20 protein-coding genes are annotated in these 21,223 nt (G+C 62.0%); 1 reads left to right on the forward strand and 19 read right to left on the reverse strand.

Features of this window, described 5'->3' with window-relative positions; translation table 11 throughout:
- Positions 1-8: 8 nt before the first annotated feature.
- The 14 genes from LOY53_RS25520 to LOY53_RS25585 all read right to left on the reverse strand — a co-directional run bounded on the left by LOY53_RS25520 (position 9) and on the right by LOY53_RS25585 (position 14,924).
- Positions 9-794 carry a MetQ/NlpA family ABC transporter substrate-binding protein gene (locus tag LOY53_RS25520; protein ID WP_099430729.1) on the reverse strand — a complete coding sequence of 262 codons (786 nt, stop codon included), beginning with the start codon at positions 792-794 and terminating at the stop codon, positions 9-11.
- Positions 795-970: 176 nt separating this feature from the next.
- Positions 971-1,801, reverse strand: coding sequence for a sigma 54-interacting transcriptional regulator (locus LOY53_RS25525; RefSeq protein ID WP_085272209.1), 831 nt, complete (start codon positions 1,799-1,801; stop codon positions 971-973).
- 62 nt (positions 1,802-1,863) lie between these two features.
- Positions 1,864-2,445: an alpha/beta hydrolase gene (locus LOY53_RS25530; RefSeq protein ID WP_258703426.1), complete on the reverse strand. Its 582-nt coding sequence runs from the start codon at positions 2,443-2,445 to the stop codon at positions 1,864-1,866.
- A 547-nt stretch (positions 2,446-2,992) separates the two neighbouring features.
- Positions 2,993-3,394, reverse strand: coding sequence for a biopolymer transporter ExbD (locus tag LOY53_RS25535; RefSeq protein WP_027592267.1), 402 nt, complete (start codon positions 3,392-3,394; stop codon positions 2,993-2,995).
- 1 nt (position 3,395) lies between these two features.
- Complete coding sequence (locus LOY53_RS25540; RefSeq protein WP_099430730.1) at positions 3,396-4,118, reverse strand: MotA/TolQ/ExbB proton channel family protein; 723 nt, start codon at positions 4,116-4,118, stop codon at positions 3,396-3,398.
- Positions 4,119-4,158: 40 nt separating this feature from the next.
- Positions 4,159-4,959 carry an energy transducer TonB gene (locus LOY53_RS25545; RefSeq protein ID WP_099430731.1) on the reverse strand — a complete coding sequence of 267 codons (801 nt, stop codon included), beginning with the start codon at positions 4,957-4,959 and terminating at the stop codon, positions 4,159-4,161.
- Positions 4,960-5,329: 370 nt separating this feature from the next.
- Positions 5,330-6,319 (reverse strand): sulfate/molybdate ABC transporter ATP-binding protein, encoded by a 990-nt coding sequence (locus LOY53_RS25550; RefSeq protein ID WP_027592264.1) that lies wholly within the window; start codon positions 6,317-6,319, stop codon positions 5,330-5,332.
- Between the two features lie 3 nt (positions 6,320-6,322).
- Positions 6,323-7,195 (reverse strand): sulfate ABC transporter permease subunit CysW, encoded by an 873-nt coding sequence (gene cysW / locus LOY53_RS25555; RefSeq protein ID WP_027592263.1) that lies wholly within the window; start codon positions 7,193-7,195, stop codon positions 6,323-6,325.
- Positions 7,196-7,207: 12 nt separating this feature from the next.
- Positions 7,208-8,026: a sulfate ABC transporter permease subunit CysT gene (gene cysT / locus LOY53_RS25560; protein ID WP_012274724.1), complete on the reverse strand. Its 819-nt coding sequence runs from the start codon at positions 8,024-8,026 to the stop codon at positions 7,208-7,210.
- 198 nt (positions 8,027-8,224) lie between these two features.
- Positions 8,225-9,232, reverse strand: a complete 1,008-nt coding sequence (locus LOY53_RS25565; RefSeq protein ID WP_033702118.1) for a sulfate ABC transporter substrate-binding protein — start codon at positions 9,230-9,232, stop codon at positions 8,225-8,227.
- A gap of 48 nt (positions 9,233-9,280) precedes the next feature.
- Complete coding sequence (oscA, locus tag LOY53_RS25570) at positions 9,281-9,463, reverse strand: sulfur starvation response protein OscA (RefSeq protein ID WP_003258557.1); 183 nt, start codon at positions 9,461-9,463, stop codon at positions 9,281-9,283.
- A gap of 258 nt (positions 9,464-9,721) precedes the next feature.
- On the reverse strand, positions 9,722-12,775 hold the full coding sequence (locus LOY53_RS25575) for an efflux RND transporter permease subunit (RefSeq protein WP_252826182.1): 3,054 nt from the start codon (positions 12,773-12,775) through the stop codon (positions 9,722-9,724).
- The gene (locus LOY53_RS25580; protein ID WP_085272205.1) at positions 12,772-13,839 is read right to left on the reverse strand and encodes an efflux RND transporter periplasmic adaptor subunit; all 1,068 of its coding nucleotides are present in this window, start codon (positions 13,837-13,839) and stop codon (positions 12,772-12,774) included. Before LOY53_RS25580 ends, LOY53_RS25575 begins: the two co-directional genes overlap by 4 nt.
- On the reverse strand, positions 13,836-14,924 hold the full coding sequence (locus LOY53_RS25585; RefSeq protein ID WP_027592259.1) for an efflux RND transporter periplasmic adaptor subunit: 1,089 nt from the start codon (positions 14,922-14,924) through the stop codon (positions 13,836-13,838). The genes LOY53_RS25580 and LOY53_RS25585 overlap by 4 nt, the downstream gene beginning before the upstream one ends.
- Before the next feature lie 312 nt (positions 14,925-15,236).
- Between LOY53_RS25585 and LOY53_RS25590 the strand changes: the two genes are divergently transcribed.
- Complete coding sequence (locus LOY53_RS25590) at positions 15,237-15,692, forward strand: REP-associated tyrosine transposase (protein WP_258703427.1); 456 nt, start codon at positions 15,237-15,239, stop codon at positions 15,690-15,692.
- Positions 15,693-15,795: 103 nt separating this feature from the next.
- On the opposite strand, the gene LOY53_RS25595 is transcribed toward LOY53_RS25590, so the two are convergent.
- The 5 genes from LOY53_RS25595 to LOY53_RS25615 all read right to left on the reverse strand — a co-directional run bounded on the left by LOY53_RS25595 (position 15,796) and on the right by LOY53_RS25615 (position 21,168).
- Positions 15,796-16,689, reverse strand: coding sequence for an ABC transporter permease subunit (locus tag LOY53_RS25595; protein WP_252826183.1), 894 nt, complete (start codon positions 16,687-16,689; stop codon positions 15,796-15,798).
- Entirely contained in the window at positions 16,686-17,606 is a 921-nt protein-coding gene (locus LOY53_RS25600; protein WP_027592257.1) for an ABC transporter permease subunit, read from the reverse strand. The genes LOY53_RS25595 and LOY53_RS25600 overlap by 4 nt, the downstream gene beginning before the upstream one ends.
- Positions 17,603-18,745, reverse strand: a complete 1,143-nt coding sequence (gene potA / locus LOY53_RS25605) for a polyamine ABC transporter ATP-binding protein (protein ID WP_027592256.1) — start codon at positions 18,743-18,745, stop codon at positions 17,603-17,605. The genes LOY53_RS25600 and potA overlap by 4 nt, the downstream gene beginning before the upstream one ends.
- A 71-nt stretch (positions 18,746-18,816) precedes the next feature.
- Complete coding sequence (locus LOY53_RS25610) at positions 18,817-19,911, reverse strand: polyamine ABC transporter substrate-binding protein (RefSeq protein ID WP_099455669.1); 1,095 nt, start codon at positions 19,909-19,911, stop codon at positions 18,817-18,819.
- Between the two features lie 159 nt (positions 19,912-20,070).
- Positions 20,071-21,168 (reverse strand): polyamine ABC transporter substrate-binding protein, encoded by a 1,098-nt coding sequence (locus LOY53_RS25615; RefSeq protein ID WP_258703428.1) that lies wholly within the window; start codon positions 21,166-21,168, stop codon positions 20,071-20,073.
- Positions 21,169-21,223 lie beyond the last annotated feature (55 nt).

A 21,223-nucleotide genomic window follows, 5' to 3' on the forward strand; every position in this document is an offset into this window, starting at 1 on the left:
CGAACGGATCAGAACGCCGGCAGCACGGCACCGCTGTATTTCTTGGCGATGAACGCTTTCACTTCCGGGCTGGTCAGGGCTTTGGCCAGTTTCTGGATAGCGTCGCTGTCCTTGTTGTCCGGGCGGGCAACCAGGAAGTTGACGTACGGCGAGTCGGCGCCTTCGATCACCAGCGCGTCCTTGGCCGGGTTCAGGCCAGCTTCCAAGGCGTAGTTGGTGTTGATCATGTCCAGGTCAACCTGATCCAGCACACGCGGCAGCATGGCCGATTCCAGCTCGCGGAACTTCAGTTTCTTCGGGTTCTCGGCGATGTCTTTCGGGGTGGCCAGGGCGTTTTTCGGGTCTTTCAGGGTAATCAGGCCAGCCTTCTGCAACAGCAGCAGGGCGCGGCCGCTGTTGCTGCCTTCGTTAGGGATAGCAACGGTGGCGCCTTCTTTGAGCTCGCTCAGGTTCTTGACCTTCTTCGAGTAGCCACCGAACGGTTCGACGTGTACACCGACCACGGTTTCCAGGTGGGTGCCCTTGCCTTCGTTGAAGTTTTGCAGGTACGGCAGGGTCTGGAAGTAGTTGGCGTCCAGGCGTTTCTGGTCAACCTGCACGTTCGGCTGCACGTAGTCGGTGAAGACCTTGATCTGCAGGTCCACACCTTCTTTGGCGAGGGTCGGTTTGATCAGCTCGAGGATCTCGGCATGCGGCACCGGGGTGGCGGCAACCACCAGTTTCTCGGCGGCGTTGGCCAGGCCGGCGAACGACAGGGCAGCGGCCAGGGCGGTGGTCAGCAGGGTCTTCTTCATGGTGGTCCTTATTCTGAATCTGGGCCATCGGCGATGGCGAAGTCGTGTGCCCTGCCCCGTGTCGGGTGAGCGTGAAGCGGACAATACCGAGATTTCTTATGCCGCAACAATATCTTTTAATTAGCTGCTTATTCCAAAAACAAACTGCCATCACCGCCTTTGCTTATGAGCGCTGTCTAGCGCGCAGGGTTGGCCAGGTCGAGGTCTTCCGGCTGGATCTCTTCGCTGTCATTGACCAGCAAGGCGAAGTGAATGACGTTCTCCAGCTCGCGGGTGTTGCCGGGCCAGGCATGGGCTTCCAGCACCTGCTGGGCGGCGTCGCTGATCAGCGGCACCGAGCGCTGCAGGCGGGCGGTGTAGATACCCACGAAGTACTCGGCCAGCGGCAGGATATCGCCACGTCGCTCGCGCAACGGCGGCAGCTCCAGCGCCCCCTCACGCAGGTATTGGTACAAGCGCTCATTGAACCTGCCGGCCTTCACCACCCGCGCCAGGTCGATGCTGGTCGCCGCTACCAGGCGCACATCCACAGGCTGGGGCTGCTGCGCGCCGACGCGCGTCACTTCACGGTTTTCCAGCGCGGCCAGCAGCTTGCCCTGAATCTCCAGCGGCAAGTCGGCAATCTCGTCCAAGTACAGCGTGCCGCCGTTGGCCGAGCCGAACCAGCCGGCGCGGCTGCTGGCGGTGCCGCCGTGGGTACCGGCGCTGTAGCCGAACAACTCGGCGTCGGCGTAGGTCGGGCTGATGGCCGCGCAGTTGACCGAGACGAACAGCCCGGCGCGGTCACTGGCGCGGTGAATCTGCCGTGCCAGCAACTCCTTGCCGGTGCCGGTCTCGCCACGAATCAACACCGGCAAGGGCTGCGGCGCCAGGCGTTCGAGGTCTTCGCGCAGCTGTTGCGAGCGCGGGTCGATGAACACCAGGGCCTTGGCACGAATGCTCAGTGGGCTCTTGTCCAACTCGGGAAAGGTCAGCAGCGGCTGGCCAAACGGGTTTTGAAAAGTCATGAAAAACTCCCGCCCCAGGCCTTCGGTGGCCGGGCGTCAGGCAAACGGTAATCAGTAGGCGATCAGGCGCGGCGCAGTGCGCGTTGCTCCACCCGGCTCTGCAAGCGGTACAGGTAGGCGAAGCCTTGTTCCCAACGCTCGTGGCCGGACTTGACGTTGATGTGCCCGGCGTTGGTCAGCAAGCCCGCTTCGGCCCCCCAGGCCTGGGCCAGGTGCAGCGCGCGCGGCACGCTTACCGCCGGGTCGTTGTCGGAGCTGACCACCTGGCTTGGGAACGGCAACGCCTGCATCGGAATCGGCGCGAAGTTGCGCAATGCTGGCGCGCAGGTCGGCCGCTCGACATCCGCCGGCGCCACCAGCAATGCGCCACGTACCTGACGCAGCAACGCCGGGCTGGCCTCGGCGGCCCAGTGAGCGACCGTGACGCAGCCCAGGCTGTGTGCGATGAGAATCACCGGCGAGCGTTCGGCGGCAATCGCCTGCTCCAGCGCCTGCACCCAATCGCGCCGCTGCGGGGTCAGCCAGTCGTGCTGCTCGACCCGGGCGCTGTTGGGCAGGGTGCGCTGCCAGTGACTCTGCCAATGGTTGTCTGGCAATCCTTGCCAGCCCGGCACAATCAGGTAACGAATCGACTCATTGCGCATGGGGACGCCTCCAGTAAGTTTGCGTGCTTGGAGACCAGTATAGGGAGGGAGTTATATTCGTAAAGGAATAAGAAGCTATTTGTTAATAACTTAAATGAATTTGTGCTGGGGGGGCGAAGCGATTGTTGCGAGGATGGGGGATGGCCACAGGGGGCCTGGCTTGGGGGGGCGGTGGGGCGCAGATCGAGCGCCGCCCGCGCGGCGCTTCGCAGCACAAGGCTGCTCCTACATCTGTTTCGGGCCAGTGAGGCCTGTGCCATTTTGCGCGCGACCGCCTTGTTGGTCCGACTCGATATCGTGTCAGCCACCGAAGGGCCGCGCGCCCATGCCTCAGGAATAATTGGCCCGAAACAGATGTAGGAGCAGCCTTGTGCTGCGAAGCGCCGCGCGGGCGGCGCTCGATCTACCAGGCGCTAAACATTCACCGGCGAACACCTTGTAGCCCATCACCTATCCATCAGGCCCAAAAAAAAGGGCCAACCCCTGCCAAGAGATGTGGCCCATAAGCGCTCAAAGAGCGTCACTTGCCTGAAGAGGATTGCCAAAATCAGCGCGCGGTTATCACCGCCAGTTTGCTGATCCCCGCACGTTCAATCGCCGCCATGGCCCGCGCCACTTCGCCGTAGTTCACGCCATCATCGGCCTGCAACTGCACACGGACTTCCGCATCCTTAGCCTTGGCCGCCTTGAGGTTGGTCTCCAGCAGGTCCGGCTGGATCTCGTCCTTGTTGATGAACAACTTGCCAGCCCCGTCGATGCTCACCACCAGCGGGTCTTTCTGCTCCACCGGTGCCACTGCCTCGGTCTTGGGCAGGTTGATGGGGATGGCGTTGGTCAGCAGCGGCGCAGTGACGATGAACACCACCAGCAGCACCAGCATGACGTCCACCAACGGCGTGACGTTGATTTCGCTGAGGACTTCGTCGCTGTCCTGGGTCGAAAAGGCCATATCAGGACGCCTCCTTCACCGGCTGGGTGAAACCGGCCTGGGCTTTGTGCACGGCAGGGTGCACCAGTACCCGGAAGGCACTCTTCTGCGCCAGGCTGTAGAAGTCATGGGCGAAGTCGTCCAGGTCCGCTGCGGTCAGCTTGAGGCGGCGCAGGAAGTAGTTGTAAACCAGCACCGCTGGCACCGCGACAGCGATACCCACCCCCGTGGCCACCAGTGCCGCGCCGATCGGCCCGGCCACGGTCTCAAGGCTGGCGGAACCTGCCGCACTGATGCCCTTGAGCGCTTCCATGATGCCCCACACGGTGCCAAACAAGCCGATGAAGGGCGAGGTACTGCCGATACTGGCGACCACCGCCAGGCCGGTTTCCAGCGAACGGCGCTCGCGGACGATCTGCTGGCGCAGGGCACGTTCGAGGCGGTCCTGGTGGTTGATGGCGTGGCTCAGGTCGTTGGCCTGGGTGGTATCGCCGACGGCAATAGCGGCATAACCGGACTGCGCAACGCGGGCGGCTGGGCCAGGCAGCTCATGGCTGATTTCGGCAGCCGAGTCCAGGCTGGAGGCTGCCCAGAATTGCTGGTGGAAGCGTTTGTCCTGGTTCTTCAGCCGCACAAACTGCACGACCTTGACCAGGGCCAGGCCCCAGGTGACGACAGAGAAACCAACCAGCAGCCAGATGACTGCGCTTTCAACGGATTCGAGGGGGGATGCCAACAGGCTCATGATGATGTCTTCCTATGTTCTGCTGATTCTGTGAAATGCGTTAGCGAAGCTTGAAGTCGATTGGCACGCTGACCCAGCCGGTCTGAGCCACGTCGCCCTGCTTGGCGGGGACGAAGCTCCAGCGCTTGACCGCGGCCAGCGCAGCGGCGTCCAAGGCATCGCGGCCACTGCTCTTCTGGACCTGGATCTGCCCCGGCTTGCCACTGGGCAAGACCTCGACGCGCAACAGCACGGTGCCTTCCCAGCCGCGGCGCTGGGCCATCTGCGGGTACTCCGGCGCCGGGTTTTTGAGGTACGCGGCGTTGGCTGAAGCCGGTGTCACCGGCGCCGGCGCGGGTGGCGCAGGGGCTGGCGGTGCCGGGGCTGCAACAGGTGCCGGTGGCGGTGCCTCGACCGGTTTCGGCTGCGGCTTGGGCGCCTGCTTGACCACAGGTTTAGGGATCGGTTTTGGCTTCGGTTTGGGCTTCGCGGCCAGCTCGTCGACTACCGGTGGCGGCGGCGGTGGCTCGACCACCGGCGGCGCGGGTGCCGGGGGTGGCGGCTCGACCACGGGCGGCGCAGGGGCGGCGAACTCGATGGTCATGGGTGGCACCTGCGGCGGCACCACGGGCAGCTCAGGCGTCGGTGCCTGGCTGACCCAGTAGGCGGCGGCGCCGTGCAGCGCCAGTACCAGCAACGCCAACGCCAGCTTGTCGCGGCGCTTGAGGCCGCTGGCAGGCGTGCGTTGCAGGCGCTGCTGGCCAAGCGGAAGACGAAGCGTGCGTCCGAGCTCGACCAGGTCGCCCGGTGCCGGGCGCCATGGCTGGTCGTAGGCTCTGACGGCCGTCTGGACATTACCCATTGATCAAACTCCTGGGGTCTCGATTCAGGTGTGTGGCTGAATCATCGGGGCCAGAGGCTTATCTCTTAAAGTAATGTTTAAAATTATAGTTAGAACTTAATTGAATATTGTTTTTGAGCTGTCGTGTGAAAGCCACGGATTTCGCGGGCTGTGGGCAGGAGGGCAATTAGCGATGCTTTGTAGGCATGCAAAATATTCGCGTAAGGCATGAGATTGCTGCGAGGGCTGCGCCCTCGATTCGCAGCACAAGGCTGCTCCTACAGGGAATCGCGGTGCAGCATTGTGCTGCGAAGGGGTGCCAAGCAGCCCCAGCAATCCACCCGGCAATAAAAACCCGGGACAGAGCCCGGGTTCCATACGCTGGGGTAGCTTAGATATCCGCCACCTTCTGCCACACCTTCGGCCTGAAGAACAGCGTCTCACCGCGCGCCAGGCCGGTCAGGCTGTCATGGTCCTTGACCACTTCGGCCTCGATCAGCTCGCTCTGCCCTTCCACCTTCAAGGTCACCCGGGTGGTCGCGCCCAGCGGGCGGATATCGCGCACCTCGGCGGCATGGTGGCCTTCGGTTTCATGGCGCGACAGTGACACTTCGTGCGGGCGGAACAGCACGTGGTGGCCTTCGCTCAAGGCCAGGCGGTTGGAGTCGCCGAGGAAGTGGTAGACAAAGTCGTTGGCCGGCTGCTCGTACACTTCACCCGGCGAGCCGATCTGCTCGATCACACCCTTGTTCATCACCACGATGCGGTCTGCGACTTCCATGGCCTCTTCCTGGTCATGGGTGACGAACACCGACGTCAGGTTGATATCTTCGTGCAGGCGCGCCAGCCAGCGGCGCAGCTCTTTACGCACCTTGGCATCCAGGGCACCGAACGGCTCGTCGAGCAACAGCACCTTGGGCTCTACCGCCAAGGCGCGGGCCAGGGCGATACGCTGGCGCTGGCCACCGGAAAGCTGCTCGGGGTAGCGGTCGGAGAGCCAGTCGAGCTGGACCATGTTCAGCAGCTCATGCACCTTTTCGGCAATTTTGCTTTCGCTCGGGCGCTCGCCCTTGGGCTTCATGCGCAGGCCGAAGGCGACGTTGTCGAACACGCTCATGTGGCGGAACAACGCGTAGTGCTGGAACACGAAGCCGACGTTGCGATCACGCACGTCGTGGCCAGACACATCCTCGCCGTGGAACACGATGCTGCCATCATCCGGCGTTTCCAGGCCGGCAATGATGCGCAGCAGGGTGGTCTTGCCGCAGCCGGACGGGCCGAGCAAGGCCACCAGCTCACCGCTGTGGATATCCAGGTTGATGTTGTCCAGGGCCTGGAAGCTGTTGAAGCGCTTGCTGACGTTACGAACTTCGATCGACATGAATTATTCCTCCGCAGCGCTATGGCGCAGGCGGTTAATACGGTTCTCGCTCCACTGCTTGAGCAGCAGGATGAAGAGCGCCAGGATCAGCAACAGGCTGGCCACGCTGAAGGCCGCGACGTGGTTGTACTCGTTGTAGAGGATCTCCACGTGCAGCGGCAAGGTGTTGGTGACGCCGCGGATATGGCCGGACACCACCGACACCGCGCCGAACTCACCCATCGCCCGCGCCGTACACAGCACCACGCCGTAGATCAGGCCCCATTTGATGTTGGGCAGGGTCACATGCCAGAACATCTGCCAGCCATTGGCGCCCAGCAGGCGCGCGGCCTCTTCTTCCTGGGTGCCCTGCTCTTGCATCAGCGGGATCAGTTCACGGGCAACGAATGGCACGGTGACGAAGATCGTCGCCAGGACGATGCCCGGCAGCGCGAACACAATCTGGATGTCATGGTCCTGCAGCCAGGGGCCGAACAGGCCCTGCGCGCCGAACATCAGCACGTAGACCAGGCCCGCGATCACCGGCGAGACCGAGAACGGCAGGTCGATCAGGGTCACCAGCACGCTCTTGCCACGGAAGGTGTACTTGCTCACGCACCACGCCGCGCTGACGCCAAACACCAGGTTCAGCGGCACCGAGATGGCCACGGCAAACAGGGTGAGCTTGAGCGCCGACAAGGCGTCGGGCTCGAAGATCGCCTCGAAGAAAGTGCCGAAACCGTTTTTCAGCGCCTGCGATACCACGATCACCAGCGGCAGCAGCAAGAACAGCGCGAACACCAGCCAGCCAAGGCCGATCAGGATGCGCCGCGAGGTGGCGCTGCCGCGGCGGGCGGCATTGGCGGCGGCGGTAGCGCTCAGGGATGAACTAGACATAGCCGGCCTCCTTCAAGGGGTTTCGATGCGGCGCTGCAGCAGGTTGATCAGCAGCAGCAGGATGAAGGAAACCACCAGCATCAACACGCCGATGGCAGTCGCGCCGGTGTAGTCGTATTGGTCGAGCTTGACCATGATCAGCAGCGGCAGGATCTCGGTCTTCATCGGCATGTTGCCGGCAATGAAGATCACCGAACCATACTCACCCACCCCACGGGCGAAGGCCAGGGCAAAGCCGGTCAGCCAGGCAGGCAGCAGTGCCGGGGCCAGGATGTGGCGGAACACCTGCAGCGGTTTTGCGCCCAGGCAGGCGGCGGCTTCTTCGACTTCACGCGGGATGTCGGCCAACACTGGCTGCACTGTGCGCACCACGAACGGCAGGGTCACGAAGGTCAGCGCCAAGGTGATGCCAAGCGGTGTGTAGGCGATCTTGAAGCCCAGGTCGGTAGCGAACTGGCCAACCCAGCCCGCCGGGGCGTACAGGGCTGTCAAGGCGATACCGGCCACGGCGGTAGGCAGGGCGAACGGCAGGTCGATCATCGCGTCGATGATCTTGCGCCCGGGGAAGGTGTAGCGCACCAGTACCCAGGCCAGCAGCGTACCGATCACACCGTTGATGATGGCGGCGAACAGGGCGGTGCCGAAACTCAGCTTGAGCGCGGCGATGACCCGCGGCGCGCTGATGATGTTCCAGAACTGCTCCCAGGTCAGCTGCGAGGCATGGATGAACATGGCCGCCAGCGGAATCAGCACAATCAGGCTGAGGTACACCAAGGTGTAACCCAGCGTCAGCCCGAAGCCGGGTATGACGGGGGAAATGCGACGTGACATAAATATCCCTGGTTGAACGCACGAAGCCCGGAATTAATCCCGGGCCAGTGCAAGACTCTGAACCCCGGGGCTGCTTTGCTGCCCATCGCAGGCAAGCCAGCTCCCACAGGATTACCACAGGCCTGAGAGCTGCGCGATTCCTGTAGGAGCTGGCTTGCCTGCGATGGGCCGCAATGCGGCCCCGCTTTTCCTCGGCCGTTACTGTGCCTGATAGATCTGGTCGAACACACCGCCATCATTGAAGAATTTGGGTTGTGCAGTCTTCCAGCCACCGAAGTCCTTGTCGATGGTGACCAGGTCCAGTTTCGGGAATTGCTTGCCGAATTCGGCAGCGACCTTCTCGTCACGTGGGCGGTAGAAGTTCTCGGCGGCGATCTTCTGGCCAGCCGGGCTGTACAGGTGCTTGAGGTATTCGGTGGCAATCGCGGTATTGCCCTTCTTCTCGGCGTTCTTGTCGACCACGGCCACCGGTGGCTCGGCCAGGATCGACAGCGACGGCACGACGATTTCGAACTTGTCTGCGCCACCGTCTTCCTTCAGCGCCAGGAAGGCTTCGTTTTCCCAGGCCAGCAGGACGTCGCCCTGGCCGTTGTTGACGAAGGTGATGGTCGAGCCACGGGCGCCGGTATCGAGCACCGGCACGTGCTTGAACAGCTCCTGCACGTAAGCCTTGGCCTTGTCTTCGCTACCGCCGGTCTTCAGGCCATAGGCCCAGGCGGCGAGGAAGTTCCAGCGGGCGCCGCCAGAGGTTTTCGGGTTCGGGGTGATGACCGAGACGTCTTTCTTGATCAGGTCGCCCCAGTCCTTGATACCTTTCGGGTTGCCCTTGCGCACCAGGAACACGATGGTCGAGGTGTACGGGGTGCTGGCGTCCGGCAGGCGGGTCTGCCAGTTGTCCGGCAGGGTCTTGCCGAGCTTGGCGATTTCGTCAATGTCGCCGGCCAGGGCCAGGGTCACCACGTCGGCGCGCAGGCCATCGATTACAGCGCGGCCCTGTTTGCCCGAGCCACCGTGGGATTGCTGGATCTTCACCTTGTCGTCCGGGTGGGACTGCTGCCAGTGCTTGATGAATTCGGCGTTGTACTGTTGGTACAACTCACGGGTCGGGTCATAGGACACGTTCAGCAGTTCGTAGTCCTTGGCGATTGCGGAACCGGCAAAAACAGCACTGGCCAGGGCGGCGAGCGCATAACGGCGGATGGACATGGTGAAGCTCCCGATTGGCATTTTTCTAGTTTTAAAGGTGTGGCGCGATCAGCCGGTCTTGTTGCCGGGCTGTTGCAGGCGGAACTTCTCCTTGCGCTCGATCTGGACGACCTGAGCGTTGTGCACGGTAATCTCCACCGCACCGAAACGCAGATCGCGCAGGGCGCTCTGGATCTCACGCAGAATGGTGGCTTCGTCCTGACCGTCGATGCTACGCAGAGATGCACTCATGCTCGTTCTCCTTGGAGTGAGGGTGCCGGGCAGAGGTTTGAAGGGGATTTGCGCCTGGCTTGAGGGCAATAGTAGTGAGGCGGGGATATTCTTAAAAATACTGTTTAAGAATGTTTATATAACCTTTTTTACAAGCCACACATTTCCCCTGTAGGAGCAGCCTTGTGCTGCGAAGCGGCCGGTACATTCACCCTCAAATACGGATGGCTGTACCGGCCGCTTCGCAGCACAAGGCTGCTCCTACAACGGCAGGTGTTGTCAGGATGATTGTTTTTCTGGCTCGCGGATTTTGTACCAGGCCACATACAGCGCCGGCAAAAACAGCAGCGTCAGCAAGGTGGCCACGATGATCCCGCCAATCATGGCGTAGGCCATCGGCCCCCAGAACACCTCACGGGCAATCGGGATCATGCCCAAGCTGGCCGCGGCCGCCGTCAGCAAGATCGGCCGCCGTCGGTGGTTGGTGGCCTCCACCACCGCATCCCACGGTGACAACCCCTGCGCCTCAAACTCATCGATCTGGGTCACCAGGATCACCGAGTTACGAATGATGATACCGGCCAGGGCCAGAATCCCGAGAATGGCCACAAAGCCCATCGGCGTACCCGTAGGCACCAATGCCAGCACCACCCCGATCAAGCCCAACGGCGCCACGCTGACCACCAGGAACAGCTTCTGCACGCTGTGCAGCTGGATCATCAGGAAGGTCGCCATGAGGAACAGCATCAACGGAATGACCTTGCGGATCGGCCCTTGTGCCTTGGCGCTCTCCTCCACCGTACCGCCGGTCGCCACCTCGAAGCCGACCGGTAGTTTGCTGGCGAACTCATCGATCTTGGGCTTGAGCTGGGCCACCAGGTCGGTGGGCTGGATGTCACCATTGACCGACGCCTTGATGGTAATGGTCGGCTTGCGATCACGCCGCCAGACCAACGGCTGTTCCAGCTCGTAACGCACCGTGGCGAAGGCCAGCAGCGGAATCGAGGTGCCATTAGGGGTGAGGATCTGCAGGTTCTGCAAGGTATCGGGCGAGCCACGCTCGCTGTCTTCGGCGCGGGCGACCACGTTGACCAGGTAGATGTTGTCGTTGACCTGGGTAATCGGCACGCCGGTGACGATGCTGTTCATCACGTTGGCCACGTCTTCGGACGACAGCCCCAGCTGACGCGCTTTGTCTTGGGCAATCTCGATGCGCAGCACTTTACCCGGCTCGTTCCAGTCGTAGATCATCTCGCCGATGTGCTCGTTGGCATCGAGCAAGGTGGCGAGCTCGATGGCGTGCTTGCGCACCTGGTCGATGTCCTGGCCGCTGACCCGGTACTGGATCGGCCGGCCCACCGGCGGGCCCATCTCCAGCGATTGCACGTTGGTGCCGATGCCGACGAACTCTTCGCGCAGCAGTTTCTGCAGGCGATCCATCATGCCCTGGCGCTCTTCGAAGCCTTTGCTGACGATCACCAACTGCGCGTAGTAGGGGTTCTGCAATTGTTGGTCGAGGGGCAGGTAGAAGCGAATCGCGCCCTGGCCAATGTAGGTGCTCCAGCGCACCAGGTCCGGGTCGTCCTTGATCCTGGCCTCCAGCCGGTCGACGACTTTACGGGTCTCTTCGATCGAGGCGTTTTGCGGCAGGTTGAGGTCGACCAGGATTTCGGGCCGGTCGGATGATGGGAAAAACTGGTTCTGCACGAAGCGCTCGCAGAATATCGCCAGCGCGAACAGCAGCACGGTGCCAATGATGGTCAGCCAGCGGTTGCGCATGCACCACAGCAGGCCGCCCTCGAATGCCCGGCCCACGCGCCCGGGTTCGGCCTCGTGGGCTTTGACCTTGCTGCTGAGGATATGCACGCCCAGCACCGGGGCGAAGAACACCGCCACCACCCACGACACGATCAGCGCCACGGCGATCACCGCGAACAGTGTGTAGGTGTACTCACCTGCCGAACTGGCGTTGAGCCCGATCGGCACGAAGCCGGCCACCGTCACCAGGGTACCGGTCAGCATCGGGAATGCCGTCGAGGTGTAGGCAAAGGTCGCGGCCTGCTCTTTGCTCTCGCCCATTTCCAGGCGTGTGACCATCACCTCCACGGTGATCATCGCATCGTCCACCAGCAGGCCCAGGGCGATGATCAAGGCGCCCAGCGAGATCCGTTGCATGGTGATGCCGCTGTACTCCATGAACACGAAGACCATGGCCAGCACCAGCGGGATCGAGCAGGCCACCACCAGCCCGGCACGCACGCCGAGGCTGACGAAGCTCACCGCCAGCACGATCACCACGGCCTCGAAGAGTGCGCTGGTAAAGCCACCCACCGCCTGTTTGACCACCACGGCCTGGTCGGACACGGTGTGCACCCCCACCCCCACCGGCAAGTCGGTGATCACACTGTCCATCTTCTTCTTCAGCGCGGCGCCGAACACCTGGATGTTACCGCCCGCCTTCATGCCGATGGCCAGGCCAAGGGCGGTCTGGCCGTTATAGCGGAACATCGGTGACGGCGGGTCGACGTAGCCGCGCTCGATATCGGCAATGTCGGCGAGGCGGAAGAAGCGGTCATTGATCCTCAGGTTGACCGTTTCCAGGTCCTTTTCAGAGGCGAACTGGCCGGTGGTCCGTACCGAAATACGTTCGGGGCCGGCTTCGATTACCCCTGCCGGGGTCACCGCGTTCTGCGATTGCAGCGCCTGCATGACCTGGCGCTGGTCGATACCCAGGGCCGCCAGTTTGCGGGTGGAGAAGTTCAGGTACAGCACTTCGTCCTGGGTGCCGATTAGCTCGATCTTGCCGATATTGGGCACTTCGCGCACTTCGGCACGGGCCTGCTCCACGTAGTCCCGCAGTTGCCGCAAGGTCAGGCCGTCGGAGGTGAAGGCATAGATCGAACCGAACACATCACCGAATTCGTCGTTGAACGCCGGGCCCTGGATGCCCTCGGGGAACTGGCCGCGGATGTCCTGGATCTTCTTGCGCACCTGGTACCAGATGTCCGGGATGTCCTTGGCCTTGGTGGTGTCGCGCAGGTACACGTAAACCGTTGACTCGCCCGGGCGGGTGTAGCTTTTGGTGTAGTCGAGCGAGTCCAGTTCTTCGAGCTTCTTCTCGATGCGGTCGGTGACTTGGTACAGGGTCTCGTCCTGGGTCGCACCGGGCCAGCGGGTCTGGATGACCATGGTCTTGATGGTGAACGACGGGTCTTCCTCACGGCCCAGGTTGAAGTAGGAAAAAATCCCCATCAGCAAGCCGACGAACATCAGGTACCAGACGAACGATTGATGCTTGAGTGCCCATTCGGACAGGTTGAAGCTTCCTTTCATTGCGCATCCTCGTCGAAGGTGACCTTCTGGCCAGGCTTGAGGCTGTTGACGCCGGCGGTCACCACGCGCTCGCCTGGCTGCACGCCAGAGGCGATGACGATGTGTTCGCGGGTGCGGTCGATCAAGGCGACATCCCGGGTCGCCACGGTTTTCTGCTGCGTGTCGATCACCCACACCTGGGTCTTGCCGTCACGCTCGAGCAAGGCGCTCAGGGGCAGTTCACTGCGCGGCGTGACCGCAGAACTCAGGCTCACGCTGATCGCGGTGCCAAGGTGGAAGGCGGCCGGCGTGCTGGCCAGGGTCAGGCGCGCACGTCGGGTGCGCGTGGTGGCGTCGGCTTGCGGCTCCAGCTCGCGCAACGAGGCCGTGGTGTTGATGCTGGGGTCGAGCTGCGAGGCCACGGTGAAGGTGAGGCCCTTGTCGAGTTGCTCGCCCACGCCGATCGGCAGGTCGATCACGGCTTCCTTGACGTCTGGCCGGGCCAGGGTCACGACAGCCTGGCCCGCCGTTACCGTTTGCCCAGCTTCGGCCTGCCAGGCAGTGATCACTGCCGCGTGGTCCGTGCGCAGGGTGCTGTAATCAAGCTGGTCACGCGCCTGGCTGACCGCAGAGCGTGCCTGCTCCAGCGCCGCACCGGTGGTTTTCAGGTTGGTCTGGGCAATGTCCAGCTGGGCCTGGGCACCGACACCGCGGTCGTACAGCTGCTGCTGACGGCGCGCGTCGGCCTGGGCGTTTATCCACTGCGCCTGGACCTTGGCCAGGTCGCCTTCAGCGGCGCGCAACTGGTTCTGCTGATCGGTGGGGTCGAGGGTAGCCAGTGTGTCTCCAGGCTTCACCTGCGCCCCCACATCAAGCCAACGCCGGGCAATACGCCCGGACACGCGAAAGCCCAAGGTGCTCTCGAAGCGCGCCTGAATGCTGCCGGCAAAGCGCCCGAGTTGCGCTTGCACCTGCGGTTCGACCTTCACCGAAAGCACCGGCCGAACGGGCTCGACCGCTTCTTCCTCAGAGCTGCAAGCAACCAGCAACAGCCCGACCGGGAGCAATAACAGCAAGCGCTTCATGGCGCATCCCCCGCAGCCTTTTCATCGATTTTTTCCACCTGCATGCCGGGGTGCAGCAATTGCCCGCCATTGACCACCACGGTCTCGCCGCCTTTGAGGCCGTTGGCGACCACGACCTTGCCGGTGAGGTAGCGCGCCACTTCAACCTTGCGCAGTTCCACCTTGTCGCCCTCGCCCACCACCCAGACGGCGGGCTCATGCAGGGCCTTGGTCAAAGCCGACCAGGGCAGCTCGATGCTGGAGCGCCCCTGGGTATTGGCAGTGGCCGTCACCGGTGAGCCCAGCTGCATGCCGGGCGGCACGTTGCGCAGGCCGACCTTGACCTGCACCGTGCCACTTTGGGCTGAAACGGTTGGCGTCACTTCGCGAACGAAGCCTTGCGCCTGGACGTTGGGGTCATCGAGCAGCTTCACGATCACCCCCTCATCGCTTGGCGGTGCCACCAGCAACGATTCATACACGTTGAACACTGCATCACGGTCGCCATCGCGGGCGAAGCCGAAGATCGGCATGGTCGCCTGCACCACTTGGCCGACCTCGGCCTGGCGCTCGGTGATCACGCCGGCGGCTTCGGACACCAGCGCGGTGTAGCTCAGCTGTTCATTGGCATTGGCCAACTGCGCCTGGGCGGCCTTGAGCGCGCTCTGGTTGCTACGCAACGCGGCTTCGGCGGAGTCGTACTCGCTCTGGCTGGTATAGCCTTTAGGCAGCAGCTTTTGCTGACGCACGAAAGCCGCGGCCGTCTGCGTCACGCGCGCTTGGGCGGCGAACACCTCGGCCTTGGCCGAGTCGACGTTGTTCTGCAGGTCTTTCGGGTCCAGCCGTGCCAGTACCTGGTTGGCCTTGACGTGATCGCCCACATCGACGCTGCGCGAAATGATCTTGCCGCCCACGCGGAACGACAAGTCGGTTTGCACCCGCGCTTGTACGTCGCCGGTCAGGGTCACCCTGGCAGCGAAATCGGTAGGCTGGACCTGTTGCACACCGACCCGAGGCAGCGTCTCGGGGGTTTCTTCCTTGCTACAGCCGGTGAGCATGTACAGCACACTCAGGCCTGCCAGCACCAGTGGACGCGTCACCCTCATGCAGGCTCCTAGCTTGCGCACAAATGATTTGTGAGATGCGACTGTCAGCGTAGTCCAGGGTTCAGCAAACATCACTGATGGAGATCACTCGAGTATTTTCGGCGCTGGTGCGGGCCTCTTCGCGGGTGAACCCGCTCCCACAGGGACTGTGCAAATGCTGAATCCTGCGTAGCACCTGTGGGAGCGGGTTCACCCGCGAAAGGGCCGGTACAGACAACCACAAGCCCCCTGCCATTTCCCGAAACCATCCAACGCACTTTTGCGGTTTCACATCCACTACCTTGGAGAGGTCACTCTTCAAGGAAGAAACCAATGCCTCGGGCTCAATCACACCTGCTTCGACGTGGTCGCTATTCAGAACTCGGCATGCTGTACCTGCTTACTACTGTTACCCATCAACGCAAGCCGCTGTTCAATGACTTCAAACATGCCCGATTAGTTATTCATCAACTGCGACAATCCGATCATGACCACGCCTGCCGGTCATTGGCCTGGGTACTGATGCCGGACCATCTGCATTGGCTGATCGAGTTGAAAGGCACGACGCTGGGTACATTGATGCGCAGATTCAAATCCAGATCCAGTCTGGTTTTGCATCAGGCGGGGGTTGAGCATGATCCGGTGTGGCAGCCTGGGTATCAGGACCGGGCATTGAGAAGGGAGGAGAGCATGGTGCATGTAGCCCGGTACATTGTTGCCAATCCGTTGAGGGCTGGATTGGTCAGAAGTGTCCGGGGCTATCCACACTGGGATGCAGTATGGCTTTGAATCGGTGCTGGGGTTTCGCGGGTAAACCCGCTCCCACAGGATGTGTGCAGTGTTCTAGAGCTGCACTTGCCTGTAGAAGCGGGCTTGCCCACGAGTAGGTGGGTCAGACCGACGCAGCGGCAGCCGTCGGGCGCTTGACCTGTGGCTGCGACACGTTCGCCGCGGCCCCTTCTTCGATGGCCTGCTGAATCGCCTTGCGACGGCGCTCTTCGGCCTGGCGGCTGAAGTACCAGACCATGAAGGTCACCAGCGACACCGACAGCAGGATCAGGCTGGCCACGGCGTTGATCTCTGGCTTCACGCCCAGGCGCACCGCCGAGAACACTTCCATCGGCAAGGTGGTCGAGCCCGGCCCGGACACGAAGCTGGCCAGCACCAGGTCATCCAGCGACAGGGCAAACGACATCATGCCGCCCGCCGCCAGCGATGGCGCGATCATTGGGATGGTGATCAGGAAGAACACCTTCCACGGCTTGGCACCCAGGTCCATCGCCGCTTCCTCGATCGACAGGTCCAGCTCACGCAAGCGCGCCGACACCACCACCGCCACGTACGCCGCACAGAACGTGGTGTGGGCGATCCAGATAGTGACGATGCCACGCTCTTGCGGCCAGCCGATCATCTGCGCCATGGCCACGAACAGCAGCAACAGCGACAGACCGGTGATCACTTCGGGCATCACCAGCGGCGCGGTGACCAGGCCGCCGAACAGCGTGCGGCCCTTGAAGCGGGTGACCCGGGTCAGCACGAAGGCCGCCAGGGTGCCCAGCGCCACCGCCGCCACCGCCGTGTAGCAGGCGATTTCCAGCGAGCGCATCACCGACCCCATCAGCTGGGTGTTGTCGAGCAGGCCGACATACCACTTGATCGACCAGCCCCCCCACACTGTCACCAGCTTCGAGGCGTTGAACGAGTAGATCACCAGGATCAGCATCGGCAGGTAGATGAACAGCAAGCCGAGCACCAGCATCAGCTTGGAGAAACTGAAGCGCTTCATGCCCTGCCCTCCATTTCTTTGGCCTGGCTGCGGTTGAACAGCAGGATCGGCACGATCAGGATCGCCAGCATCACTACCGCCAGTGCGGACGCTACCGGCCAGTCACGGTTGTTGAAGAACTCTTGCCACAGCACCTTGCCGATCATCAGGGTTTCCGGGCCGCCCAGCAGTTCTGGGATCACGAACTCGCCCACCACCGGGATGAACACCAGCATGCAGCCAGCGATGATGCCGTTTTTCGACAGCGGCACGGTGATCTTCCAGAAGCTGTTGAAGGTGCTCGAACCCAGGTCCGATGCGGCTTCCAACAGGCTCGGGTCGTGCTTCACCAAGTTCGCGTACAGCGGCAGGATCATGAACGGCAGGTACGAATAGACCACGCCGATGTACACCGCCAGGTTGGTGTTGAGAATCTGCAGTGGCTGGTCGATCAGCCCCAGCCACAGCAGGAAGCTGTTAAGCAGCCCGTTGTTGCTGAGGATGCCCATCCAGGCGTAGACGCGGATCAGGATCGCTGTCCAGGTCGGCATCATGATCAGCAGCAGCAGCACGGTCTGCGACTCTTTGCGGGCGTTGGCGATGGCATAGGCCATCGGGTAGCCAATCAGCAGGCACAGCAAGGTGCTGAAGAAAGCCATCTTCAACGAGCCCAGGTAGGCCGAGATGTACAGCTCGTCTTCGGTCAACAGGCCATAGTTGGCCAGGTTGAGCACCAACTGGATCTTGTCTTCGACGTAGCTGTAGATCTCGGTATACGGCGGGATCGCCACGTCGGCTTCGGCAAAGCTGATCTTCAACACGATGAAGAACGGCAGCATGAAGAACAGGAACAGCCAGATGAACGGCACGCCGATCACCAAGTGCCGCCCCTCCGGGGTCAAGCGCTGGAAGGCTCGCTTGAGCTTGCGCAGTTTCATGACCGCAGTACCACGCCGCTGTCGTCTTCCCACCACACGTACACTTCATCGCCCCAGGTCGGACGTGTGCCCTGGCGCTCGGCGTTGGCCACGAACGACTGGACGATCTTGCCGCTCGGCAGCTCGACGTAGAACACCGAGTGGCCGCCCAGGTAGGCGATGTCGTGCACCTTGCCGCGCGACCAGTTGTGCTCGCAGGTCGGTTGCTGGGTAGTGACCAGCATCTTCTCCGGGCGCAGCGCGTAGGTGATGTGCTTGTCTTCGACCGACGTGGTGATGCCGTGGCCGACGTAGATCTTGCGCTCCAGTTCAGGGCTGGCAATGATCGCGTGGCCTTCGGCGTCGTCGACCACTTCACCTTCAAACAGGTTGACGTTGCCGATGAACTCGCACACCAGGCGGCTGGTCGGGGTCTCGTAGATATCCACAGGCGAGCCGATCTGGGCGATCCAGCCCAGGTGCATGATGGCGATGCGCTGGGCCATGGTCATGGCCTCTTCCTGGTCGTGGGTCACCATCACGCAGGTGACGCCCACGCGCTCGATGATTTCCACCAGCTCAAGCTGCATCTGCGAACGCAGTTTCTTGTCCAGGGCGCCCATCGGCTCATCGAGCAACAGCAGTTTCGGGCGTTTGGCCAGCGAGCGCGCCAGGGCCACACGCTGGCGCTGGCCACCCGACAGCTGGTGCGGCTTGCGCTTGGCGTACTGGGTCATGTGCACCAGCTTGAGCATCTCGGCCACACGGGCGTCGATGTCCGCCTTGGGCAGCTTGTCCTGCTGCAGGCCGAAGGCGATGTTCTGCGCCACGGTCATGTGCGGGAACAGTGCGTAGGACTGGAACATCATGTTGATCGGCCGCTCGTAGGGCGGCATCTCGGTGATGTCGACGCCGTCGAGCAAGATCCGCCCTTCGGTGGGGCGCTCGAAGCCTGCCAGCATACGCAGCAAGGTCGATTTGCCGGAACCGGAGCCACCCAGCAGGGCGAAAATCTCACCCTTGCGGATTTCCAGGGACACATCGTCCACCGCTACCGTTTCGTCGAACTTTTTCGTGACCCGGTCGATCTTGACCAGCACCTGCTTGGGTTGCTGGCCACCCTCGAGGGCTTTCTTATAGGCTCCGGAGGCAACTGCCATGAGTGAAACTCCCAACAAGATTTTTGTGCCCGCGCGGCCTGTTCTGCAGGGGCCGCGGCGGGTCTGGATTGTTACTTGCCCGACTTGACCTTGGTCCAGCTACGGGTCATCAAGCGTTGCACCTTGGGCGGCAACTCACTGTTGACGAACATCTTGTCCAGCACTTCCTGCGGTGGGTAAACCGCGGCGTCAGTCCTCACGGCCTGGTCCATCAGGTCGCCAGCCTTGGGGTTCGGGTTGGCGTAACCGACGTAATCACTGACCTGGGCGATAACCTCAGGTTTCAGCAAATAGTTGATGAAGGCATGGGCCTCTTTGACGTTCTTGGCGTCCTTGGGGATCGCCAGCACGTCGAACCAGAGGTTGCCGCCTTCTTTGGGAATCGCATACGCCAGGTTCACGCCTTTCTTGGCTTCTTCGGCGCGGGCCTTGGCCTGGAAGATGTCGCCAGAGAAGCCCGCCGCGACGCAGATGTCGCCGTTGGCAAGGTCGGTGATGTACTTGGACGAGTGGAAGTAGGTGACGTAAGGGCGTACCGCCAGCAGCTTCTGCTCGGCAGCCTGGTAGTCCTTGGGGTTGCTGCTGTTGGGGTCCAGCCCCATGTAGTTGAGCACCGCCGGGAGCATTTCGTCCGCCGAGTCGAGGAAGGCCACACCACACTTGGAGAGCTTCTTCATGTTCTCGGGTTCGAACAGCACAGCCCAGGAATCGATGGTGTCGACGCCCAGCGCAGCCTTGACCTTTTCAACGTTGTAACCAATGCCGTTGGTGCCCCACAGGTAAGGCACGGCGTACTGGTTGCCAGGATCGTTCTTTTCCAGGCGTTTCATCAGCGCCGGATCCAGGTTGGCATAATTGGGCAGCAGGCTTTTGTCGAGCTTCTGGAACGCGCCCGCCTTGATCTGCTTGCCGAGGAAATGGTTGGATGGCACTACCACGTCATAGCCGGTGTTGCCGGCCAGCAGCTTGCCTTCCAGGGTTTCGTTGGAATCGAACACGTCCTGCACGGGCTTGATACCCGTTGCCTTCTCGAAGTCCGCGAGTGTGGTCGGGCCGATATAGTCGGACCAGTTGTAGAAATGCACCGTAGGCGCCGCTTGGACGCTGCATGCCAGCGTCAGGCCCGCTCCAGCCATCAAGGCCTTGCGTAATACAGAAATAGACAAGTGGGTGGTCCTCACAATCAGTGCCTGGGTAGCGGCAATGTGGCCGCACACGCAAAACCGGCGCGCAACTTACCTTCGCAGCTTCGATGCCGCAATCATCAATTGCCTTTCATGGCCTCTGGGCCGGGCAACCCCGACCCAGAGCGCCTCGCATCGGGCTTACTTGCCCGACTTGATCTTGGTCCAGCTGCGGGTGATCACACGCTGCACAGAAGCGTCAGGTGCAGCGATTGCGTACAGCTGCTTCTTCACTTCGGCAGGCGGGTAGATGCTCGGGTCGCTGGTGATGTCTTTGTCCACGAACGCGGTGGCGGCAGCGTTGCCGTTCGGGAAGCGCACGGCGTTGGTGATCTCAGCCATGATTTCCGGCTGCATCAGGAAGTCCATGAACTGGTAGGCAGCGTCTTTATGCTCGGCATCTTTCGGGATGGCGACCATGTCGTAGAAGGTACCGGCACCTTCTTTCGGAATGACGTAGTCCACTTTGACCTTGTCGCCAGCTTCGTGGGCGCGGGCCTTGGACTGCTCCAGGTCACCCGAGTAACCGACGGCCACGCAGATGTTGCCGTTGGCCATGTCGCCGATGTACTTGGAAGAGTGGAAGTAGGTGATCGAAGGACGGATCTTGAGGAACAGGTCCTCGGCGGCCTTCAGGTCTTTCTTCTCGGTGCTGTTGCTTGGCAGGCCCAGGTAGTGCAGCGCGGCCGGGATCATCTCGGTCGGCGCATCCAGGAAGCTCACGCCGCAGCTCTTGAGCTTGGCGATGTTCTCAGGCTTGAACACCACGTCCCACGAATCGATCTTGTCCACGCCCAGCGCGGCCTTGACCTTCTCCGGGTTGTAGCCAATGCCGATAGAGCCCCACATGTACGGGAAGGCGTGCTTGTTGTCCTTGTCGCTGGCATCGCCAACGGCCTTGAGCAGGTCGATGTCGAGGTTCTTCCAGTTCGGCAGCTTGGAACGGTCCAGCTCCTCATACACGCCAGCCTTGATCTGCTTGGCCAGGAAGTTGTTCGAAGGCACGACGATGTCGTAGCCCGACTTGCCTGCCAGCAGCTTGGCTTCCAGGGTTTCGTTGCTGTCGAAGACGTCGTACTTGACCTTGATGCCGGTCTGCTTCTCGAACTTGGCGATGGTGTCCGGAGCGATGTAGTCCGACCAGTTGTAGACGTTCAATACCTTGTCTTCAGCCTGAACAGCGGTCGCCATGGCACCCATCAGGGCGGCGGCCAGCAACGTCTTGCCCATTTTCTTCATGCGTCATGCTCCAGATTTTTTTGATTAGCCATCCGTTCAGCTGCCAGGTCCCGCA

The organism is Pseudomonas sp. B21-031, from assembly GCF_024748985.1.
In the GTDB taxonomy this organism is placed as follows: Bacteria; Pseudomonadota; Gammaproteobacteria; order Pseudomonadales; family Pseudomonadaceae; genus Aquipseudomonas; species Aquipseudomonas kermanshahensis.

Bases quoted from the DNA above. Each gene is read 5' to 3' on its own strand.
- potA (WP_027592256.1), bottom strand. From the start codon at position 18,745: ATGGCAGTTGCCTCCGGAGCCTATAAGAAAGCCCTCGAGGGTGGCCAG.
- LOY53_RS25615 (WP_258703428.1), bottom strand. From the start codon at position 21,168: ATGAAGAAAATGGGCAAGACGTTGCTGGCCGCCGCCCTGATGGGTGCC.
- LOY53_RS25595 (WP_252826183.1), bottom strand. From the start codon at position 16,689: ATGAAGCGCTTCAGTTTCTCCAAGCTGATGCTGGTGCTCGGCTTGCTG.
- LOY53_RS25520 (WP_099430729.1), bottom strand. From the start codon at position 794: ATGAAGAAGACCCTGCTGACCACCGCCCTGGCCGCTGCCCTGTCGTTC.
- LOY53_RS25580 (WP_085272205.1), bottom strand. From the start codon at position 13,839: ATGAAGCGCTTGCTGTTATTGCTCCCGGTCGGGCTGTTGCTGGTTGCT.
- LOY53_RS25590 (WP_258703427.1), top strand. From the start codon at position 15,237: ATGCCTCGGGCTCAATCACACCTGCTTCGACGTGGTCGCTATTCAGAA.
- LOY53_RS25525 (WP_085272209.1), bottom strand. From the start codon at position 1,801: ATGACTTTTCAAAACCCGTTTGGCCAGCCGCTGCTGACCTTTCCCGAG.
- LOY53_RS25535 (WP_027592267.1), bottom strand. From the start codon at position 3,394: ATGGCCTTTTCGACCCAGGACAGCGACGAAGTCCTCAGCGAAATCAAC.
- LOY53_RS25565 (WP_033702118.1), bottom strand. From the start codon at position 9,232: ATGTCCATCCGCCGTTATGCGCTCGCCGCCCTGGCCAGTGCTGTTTTT.
- oscA (WP_003258557.1), bottom strand. From the start codon at position 9,463: ATGAGTGCATCTCTGCGTAGCATCGACGGTCAGGACGAAGCCACCATT.
- LOY53_RS25530 (WP_258703426.1), bottom strand. From the start codon at position 2,445: ATGCGCAATGAGTCGATTCGTTACCTGATTGTGCCGGGCTGGCAAGGA.
- cysW (WP_027592263.1), bottom strand. From the start codon at position 7,195: ATGTCTAGTTCATCCCTGAGCGCTACCGCCGCCGCCAATGCCGCCCGC.
- LOY53_RS25575 (WP_252826182.1), bottom strand. From the start codon at position 12,775: ATGAAAGGAAGCTTCAACCTGTCCGAATGGGCACTCAAGCATCAATCG.
- LOY53_RS25600 (WP_027592257.1), bottom strand. From the start codon at position 17,606: ATGAAACTGCGCAAGCTCAAGCGAGCCTTCCAGCGCTTGACCCCGGAG.
- LOY53_RS25545 (WP_099430731.1), bottom strand. From the start codon at position 4,959: ATGGGTAATGTCCAGACGGCCGTCAGAGCCTACGACCAGCCATGGCGC.
- LOY53_RS25540 (WP_099430730.1), bottom strand. From the start codon at position 4,118: ATGAGCCTGTTGGCATCCCCCCTCGAATCCGTTGAAAGCGCAGTCATC.
- LOY53_RS25585 (WP_027592259.1), bottom strand. From the start codon at position 14,924: ATGAGGGTGACGCGTCCACTGGTGCTGGCAGGCCTGAGTGTGCTGTAC.
- cysT (WP_012274724.1), bottom strand. From the start codon at position 8,026: ATGTCACGTCGCATTTCCCCCGTCATACCCGGCTTCGGGCTGACGCTG.
- LOY53_RS25550 (WP_027592264.1), bottom strand. From the start codon at position 6,319: ATGTCGATCGAAGTTCGTAACGTCAGCAAGCGCTTCAACAGCTTCCAG.